General features: G+C 58.7%; 8 protein-coding genes. All 8 read left to right on the forward strand.

Annotated elements, in window-relative coordinates; all coding sequences use genetic code 11:
* A partial coding sequence (locus V7080_RS22435; RefSeq protein ID WP_334190601.1) for a PHP domain-containing protein occupies positions 1-664 on the forward strand: 664 nt, incomplete at its 5' end.
* 117 nt (positions 665-781) lie between these two features.
* Positions 782-1663, forward strand: a complete 882-nt coding sequence (gene htpX / locus V7080_RS22440; RefSeq protein WP_334190602.1) for a protease HtpX — start codon at positions 782-784, stop codon at positions 1661-1663.
* A gap of 52 nt (positions 1664-1715) precedes the next feature.
* The gene (locus tag V7080_RS22445) at positions 1716-2339 is read left to right on the forward strand and encodes an L-threonylcarbamoyladenylate synthase (RefSeq protein WP_334190603.1); all 624 of its coding nucleotides are present in this window, start codon (positions 1716-1718) and stop codon (positions 2337-2339) included.
* 179 nt (positions 2340-2518) lie between these two features.
* Positions 2519-3118, forward strand: coding sequence for a site-2 protease family protein (locus V7080_RS22450; RefSeq protein ID WP_442947274.1), 600 nt, complete (start codon positions 2519-2521; stop codon positions 3116-3118).
* Positions 3119-3124: 6 nt separating this feature from the next.
* Positions 3125-4327, forward strand: coding sequence for a tryptophan--tRNA ligase (locus V7080_RS22455; protein ID WP_334190605.1), 1203 nt, complete (start codon positions 3125-3127; stop codon positions 4325-4327).
* Positions 4328-4329: 2 nt separating this feature from the next.
* The gene (locus V7080_RS22460) at positions 4330-4914 is read left to right on the forward strand and encodes a class I SAM-dependent methyltransferase (protein WP_334190606.1); all 585 of its coding nucleotides are present in this window, start codon (positions 4330-4332) and stop codon (positions 4912-4914) included.
* A 92-nt stretch (positions 4915-5006) separates the two neighbouring features.
* The gene (gene dapA, locus V7080_RS22465; protein WP_334190607.1) at positions 5007-5885 is read left to right on the forward strand and encodes a 4-hydroxy-tetrahydrodipicolinate synthase; all 879 of its coding nucleotides are present in this window, start codon (positions 5007-5009) and stop codon (positions 5883-5885) included.
* Between the two features lie 78 nt (positions 5886-5963).
* A partial coding sequence (gene bamC, locus V7080_RS22470; protein ID WP_334190608.1) for an outer membrane protein assembly factor BamC occupies positions 5964-6557 on the forward strand: 594 nt, incomplete at its 3' end.

Raw genomic sequence — 6557 nt, forward strand, 5'->3', positions numbered from 1 at the left:
GTATATTCCTGGCGTCGAAATTTCCATTACCTGGGCTGGGGTGACGGTGCATATCGTCGGCCTGCAGATCGATGAAACGAATGACGCACTGGTCAAGGGTTTGGCAATGACCCGTTCGGGGCGCGAGCGGCGGGCGCGGGAAATTGCGGAGCAACTGGCCCATGCCGGCATACCGGGTGCCTTCGAAGGCGCTCTCAAATTTGTCGGCAATCCCGACTTGATTTCCCGTACGCATTTTGCCCGCTACATCATCGAACTCGGTCTTCAGAAAGATATCGGCGGGGTGTTTCGCAATTACCTGACCGAAGGCAAGCCAGGCTATGTGCCCCATCGCTGGGCAACACTGAAAGAAGCCGTGAGCTGGATTCGCGGGGCGGGCGGCATCGCCATCGTTGCCCACCCGGGGCGTTACGCCTTCACCGATCTTCAGCTGGATGCCTTGCTGAACGAGTTCAAGCAACTGGGCGGGGTCGGAGTTGAAGTCGTCACCGGCAGCCATACCGTCGATGAATACGACCAGTTCGCAAAAGTGGCGCGCAATTACGGCTTGCTGGCGTCCCGCGGTTCCGATTTCCATGCACCGGGCGAGTCCAGCGTCGACCTGGGCAAACTCCCACCCTTGCCGGCGACCGTCGTGCCTGTCTGGCACGATTGGCAACTTTAATTTCAACTTCGTTTCCGGTTTGTGTCCATGCGGAGAGATTTCGCGCGGAAGGGCGCGGGCTTGAAATTTGTCGGATCAGCCACACTTAAGTAGCGCTTTCAACTTGGGAGGCTCGGAATGAAACGAATTGTGCTGTTTGTCGCAACCAACCTGGCGGTCATGCTGGTGATGTCGGTTGTGTTGTCCCTGCTGGGAGTGAACCGTTTCCTGACGGCTAACGGGCTCAATCTCGGCACACTGATGGTTTTTTCTCTGGTAGTTGGCTTTACCGGTGCTATTTTTTCCCTGCTCATCAGCAAGCGGATGGCCAAATGGTCGACTGGCGCGCGCGTCATCGAAACGCCATCCACGTCCACCGAACTGTGGCTGGTGGATACCGTGAAAAAACTTGCCGACCGGGCCGGGATCGGCATGCCGGAAGTGGCCTTGTACGAGGGCGAGCCGAATGCCTTCGCCACTGGGGCTTTCAAGAATTCCGCGCTGGTCGCGGTCTCGACAGGCTTGTTGCAAAACATGACCAAGGAAGAGGTCGAGGCGGTGCTGGGCCATGAAGTTGCCCACATTGCCAATGGCGACATGGTCACGCTCACGCTGATCCAGGGCGTGGTGAATACCTTTGTCGTGTTCCTCGCGCGTGTCGTCGGCTATTTTGTCGACAAGATGGTGTTCCGCAACGGCGATGACCGCGCTCCCGGCATCGGCTACATGATCACCGTATTCGTCTGCGAAATCCTGTTCGGCATCCTGGCATCCATCATCGTCGCCTGGTTCTCACGGTATCGCGAGTTCCGCGCCGACGCCGGTTCCGCAAAGCTGCTAGGCAGTCCGCAGCCGATGGTCAAGGCACTTGCACGCCTGGGCGGAATGGAATCCCAGGAACCCCTGCCGTCGAATTTCAGGTCGCTCGGCATCAACGGTGGCCGGTCCGGATTCTCGGCGCTGTTTGCCACTCATCCGCCGATCGAGGATCGCATCGAAGCCTTGCGCGGCACACATTAATCCTAATTTCATTGCAACTGCGGCGGTTACATAATGACCGCCGTTCTTTTTTATGAGCCAGTTTTTTCAGATTCATCCGGAAAACCCGCAACTCAGGCTGATCAAGCAGGCGGCACAAATCATCCATGCCGGCGGCATCATCGCCTTGCCAACCGATTCCTGCTATGCGCTGGTTTGTCACCTCGACGACAAGAATGCGGTTGAACGCCTGCGCCGGATCCGCGACGTGGACGACAAGCATCACCTCACCCTGCTGTGCCGCGATTTGAGCGAAATTTCCCAATACGCGCGTGTCGACAACCGGCAATACCGGATGTTGAAGACTGCGACTCCAGGTCCGTATACATTCATCCTTGAAGCGACCAAGGAAGTGCCGCGGCGGTTGAGCCATCCGGCTCGCAAGACAATCGGCCTGCGGGTTCCCGAGAACCCGATTGCCCATGCGCTTCTGGACGAGCTCGGGCAGCCTTTGCTGGGTTCGACCCTGATACTCCCGGGTGAAGACGATCCGCTGACCGATCCCGACGAAATCCGTGCTCGCCTGGAGCGTCAGGTGGAACTGATCATTGACGGAGGTGCCTGCAGTCTTGAGCCGACCACGGTGATCGACCTCACCGCCGACGAACCGGTGCTGCTGCGCCAGGGGCGCGGCGACGCCCGAATGTTCGGCCTCTGACGCATTGACATACTAGCGCCGCCGGTGCACGGGCGGCTTTTTTACCCTGCGCATGTTCATGCGCGCCGGTTTTTCCATCCCTCGCGGGCCGCAGTATCCCCTCTGATAAAATTCGCCCCATGGAAGACATCATTCAAAAGATTGCCGTGTTTGCATTGCCGGTCATCTTCGCAATTACCTTGCACGAAGCGGCACACGCCTACGCGGCAAAGTATTTCGGCGATGCGACGGCCTACATGCAAGGGCGCATGAGCCTCAATCCGGTCAAGCATATCGACCCGATCGGCACTATCCTGATCCCGGTCGTCATGTATGTCGCGACCTCCGGGGCCTTCCTGTTCGGTTATGCAAAGCCGGTGCCGGTGGAGTGGGGCAACCTGCGCAAGCCGAAACGCGACATGGCCTGGGTCGCACTTGCCGGGCCGGGCGCCAACCTGATCATGGCGCTGATGTGGATGATACTGTCCATCGTGTTGCGCGGCGCCGGCATCGAAGAAGCATTTTTCATGCAGGTGGCGGAAGCAGGCGTATGGATCAATCTTTTGATTTTCGCATTCAACCTGCTGCCGATCCCGCCTCTCGACGGCGGCCGGGTGCTGACCAGCATGTTGCCGCATCAGTATGCATACAAATATGCGCAGATCGAACCCTACGGATTCTTCATCGTGCTTGGCTTGCTGTTCCTGAAGCTGCTGCATTACTGGATCATTCCCGTCATGGCAATCGCCAACATTGCCCTGCAGCTGATTACCACTCCTCTGACACTCTTTTTAAGCTGAACGATTATGTCTTCTGAACGCGTTGTCTCCGGCATGCGCCCGACGGGCGCCATGCATCTCGGCCATTATCACGGGGCGCTCAAAAACTGGGTAAAGATGCAATCGGAACAGGAGTGCCTGTTCTTCGTCGCCGACTGGCATGCCCTGACGACGCACTACGACGATCCAAGCATCATCGAAACCAGTACCTGGGATATGCTCATCGACTGGCTCGCGGCAGGTATCGACCCGTCCAAGGCGACCCTGTTCATCCAGTCGCAGGTGCCCGAGCATGCCGAACTCCATTTGCTGCTGTCGATGGCAACGCCGCTTGGCTGGCTGGAACGGGTGCCGACCTACAAGGATCAGCAGGAAAAGCTGGCTGACCGCGATCTCGCCACCTACGGTTTTCTTGGCTATCCACTGCTCCAGGCGGCCGACGTCCTGATTTATCGCGCGGGTCATGTGCCAGTCGGCGAAGACCAGGTGCCGCATATCGAAATGATGCGGGAGCTTGCGCGCCGCTTTAATCACCTGTACGGCAGGGAAAAGGGATTCGAGGAAAAGGCGCTGGCGGCAGCCAAGAAACTCGGCGGCAAACAGGCGAAGCTGTACAGTGAACTGCGTCTTGCTTACCAGGAGCAGGGCAACCACGAGGCCCTGGAGCAAGGCAAGGCAATGATCGACAATGCACAATCGCTGTCCACCGTCGACCGCGAGCGCCTGTCGGGTTACCTGGAAGGCAGCCGCAAGCGCATCCTGATTGAACCGCAGGCGCGACTGACCGAGGCATCGAAGTTGCCAGGTCTGGACGGGCAGAAAATGTCGAAAAGTTATGGCAACGCGATCGCGTTGCGCGAAGACAAGGATTCGATTATCAAGAAAGTCCGCACCATGCCGACAGATCCGGCGCGCGTGCGTCGCACCGATCCTGGTGAGCCGGAAAAATGCCCGGTATGGCAACTTCACAAGGTGTACTCGGACGACGACACCAAGGATTGGGTTCTGAAAGGGTGCCGCTCGGCAGGGATCGGCTGCCTGGAATGCAAGCAGCCGGTGATCGACGGCATTTTGAAAGAGCAGGAGCCGATGCGTGAAAGGGCGCAGAAGTACGTCGACGATCCGTCGCTGGTGCGCGCCATCGTCGCCGACGGGTGTGCCAAGGCGCGCGCCCTGGCGCAGGAAACGATGCGCGAAGTGCGCGACGCCATGGGATTGCATTACCGCTGATCATGGCACACTCCCATGCCGCCATAGGCCGGCCTTCGCAATGGGTAAGCCGGTTCGCGCCGCTGATACCGCAAGGCGAGGTATTGGACCTTGCCTGTGGCGCGGGCCGTCACGCGAAACTGCTGGCTGCACTCGGACATGCGGTGCTTGCGGTCGACCGTGATGAGGAAGCGCTCGGCAGGGCTGCCGGCGAAGGGATCACGACGTTACGGATCGATCTCGAGCGGGATGGGGATCGGCCGGCATCCTGGCCGTTCATTCCCGGTCGATTCGCCGGGGTGGTCGTGACCAATTATCTGCACCGCCCGTTGTTCGTCGAGATCATGTCAAGCCTCATGCCCGGCGGCGCGCTGATCTATGAGACCTTTGCGGAAGGTAATCAACAATTCGGCAAGCCGTCGAACCCGGATTTTTTGTTGCGCACCGGCGAGTTGCTTCATGCCGCACAGGCCGCCAGACCGCATCCGCTCAGGGTAGTCGCTTATGAAGATGGGTATATAAGCCAACCGGCTCCCGCAATGGTGCAGCGTATCTGCGCCGTCAAGCCATCCGATGGCCGGGAACCGGGAATGCTTCGGCTAAATTAACCGGCTTTCCCGCCTCTTGCCGCCGGAAATGCCCATGAAAGCGGTCTATCCGCTACAATCGACTTTTTCCATCTTTCTGCAATAACATCATCATGATTCAGGGCAGCATAGTCGCAATCGTCACCCCCATGCATGAGGACGGTAGTCTCGATCTGCCGGGTCTGCGCAAACTCATCGATTGGCATATCGCCGAAGGCACGGATGGCATCGTCATCGTCGGTACCACCGGCGAATCGCCGACCGTTTCGGTTGACGAACATTGCGAACTGATCAAGGTCGCCGTCCAGCATGTGGCGAAACGCATTCCGGTCATTGCCGGTACCGGCGGCAATTCAACCACCGAAGCCATCGAGTTGACCCGATATGCCAAGCAGGTTGGCGCGGATGCATCGCTCCAGGTTGTCCCGTACTACAATCGGCCCACTCAGGAAGGCATGTACCTGCACTTCCGCAAGATCGCGGAATCGGTCGATTTGCCTGCGATTCTGTATAACGTGCCCGGACGAACTGTAGCGGACATGTCCAATGAAACGGTTCTGCGCCTTGCACAAATCCCGGGCATCGTCGGCATCAAGGATGCGACCGGCAATATCGGTCGCGGCAGTGACCTGATCCGACTGGCCTCCGAATCCTTCGCGGTCTATTCCGGCGATGATCCGACTGCCATGGCACTCATGTTCTGCGGTGCAAAAGGCAACATTTCCGTTACCGCCAATATCGCGCCGCGCGGCATGCATCTGCTGTGCGCCGCTGCGATGGCCGGGCGTGTCGCCGAAGCGGTGGAGATCAATAACCGGCTACTTCCTTTGCACAATAAATTGTTCGTCGAGCCGAATCCCGTGCCGCTCAAATGGGCAATGGGCGAAATGGGACTGATCTCCTCCGGCATGCGATTGCCGCTTGCCCCATTGGCCGCCGAATACCATCAGACTGTGCGTCAGGCTTTGCGCGAATCGGGTGTATTACAATAGGCGCCGCAATGAGCGGCACAGAATAGCGAAAACCGGCCGCCGCAGCGCCTCCTCGAACTTCTCCACATCAGCATCGACATGATTATTCGCAAGCAACTTCATCTGGCTCAACGCGGTCTGGTCTGCGCATTGGCTTTTGCCGGCCTGGCCGGTTGCAGTTCCATCGGCTCGTTGCTGGAACCGGACCGTATCGACTACAAAAGCGCCGGCAAAGCGCCGTCGCTGGAGATCCCTCCCGACCTGACGCAACTCGAGCGCGAGAATCGCTACGCCATTCCGGAAGCAACCCGTGGCACGGCGACTGCGTCCGGTTACAACATGCAGCAAACCGCGCGTCCCACTGTCACGACAACCGTTGCTCCTGCCGCGACGCCGGATATGCGAATCGATCGTGCCGGTACGCAGCGCTGGCTGGTCGTGCAGCAGTCTCCTGAAGTGCTATGGCCGCAGATCAAGGACTTCTGGCAGGATTCCGGTTTCCTGATCAATCTCGAAGCGCCGCAGGCCGGATTGATGGAGACGGATTGGGCAGAAAATCGCGCCAAGATTCCTCAGGATTTCATCCGCAACACCATTGGCAAGGCACTGGACTCCCTGTACTCCACAGGTGAGCGGGATAAATTCCGTACGCGTCTCGAGCGCTCGCCAAGCGGCGGCACCGAGATCTACATC

Source organism: Noviherbaspirillum sp. (assembly GCF_036846085.1).
Classification (GTDB): Bacteria; Pseudomonadota; Gammaproteobacteria; order Burkholderiales; family Burkholderiaceae_D; genus Noviherbaspirillum.

Coding starts and splice junctions, on each gene's coding strand:
- htpX (WP_334190602.1), top strand. CDS start 782: ATGAAACGAATTGTGCTGTTTGTCGCAACCAACCTGGCGGTCATGCTG.
- V7080_RS22445 (WP_334190603.1), top strand. CDS start 1,716: ATGAGCCAGTTTTTTCAGATTCATCCGGAAAACCCGCAACTCAGGCTG.
- V7080_RS22455 (WP_334190605.1), top strand. CDS start 3,125: ATGTCTTCTGAACGCGTTGTCTCCGGCATGCGCCCGACGGGCGCCATG.
- V7080_RS22460 (WP_334190606.1), top strand. CDS start 4,330: ATGGCACACTCCCATGCCGCCATAGGCCGGCCTTCGCAATGGGTAAGC.
- dapA (WP_334190607.1), top strand. CDS start 5,007: ATGATTCAGGGCAGCATAGTCGCAATCGTCACCCCCATGCATGAGGAC.